Origin of the sequence: Escherichia sp. AM3, from assembly GCF_032029835.1 — a bacterium.
Classification (GTDB): domain Bacteria; phylum Pseudomonadota; class Gammaproteobacteria; order Enterobacterales; family Enterobacteriaceae; genus Escherichia; species Escherichia coli.
In genome coordinates, this window is sequence record NZ_JAVUPQ010000684.1 from 1 (window position 1) to 359 (window position 359).

A 359-nucleotide genomic window follows, 5' to 3' on the forward strand; every position below is an offset into this window, starting at 1 on the left:
AGCAGGAGGCGGAAACGTTGCTTCGCCAGCAGCCTCCGTCCACCCGTATCGACCTGACGCTGGCGGACTGGGCTGAACAGCGTGGCGATCATGAGGCCGCGAAAACCGCCTACAACACCGTCCTGCAACGCGAACCGCAGAATGAAGACGCGATCCTCGGCCTGACCGAGGTCTATCTTGCCCAGGGTAACAAGGACGCGGCGCGCGCGGCGCTGGCGAAACTGCCCGCGGCACAGAACGGCGAACCGCTCTCCATCAATATGCAGCGCCGGCTTGCCATGGCGCAGGCTGGCCTGGGTGATCATGCCGCGGCAGAACAGACCTTCAACGCCATTCTTCCGCAGGCCAAATCGCAGCCG

1 protein-coding gene is annotated in these 359 nt (G+C 64.3%); it reads left to right on the top strand.

The features are described 5' to 3' along the window. Positions 1-359 (top strand): tetratricopeptide repeat protein (locus tag RTW80_RS27875; protein ID WP_312721362.1); only part of this gene is annotated, 359 nt, incomplete at both ends.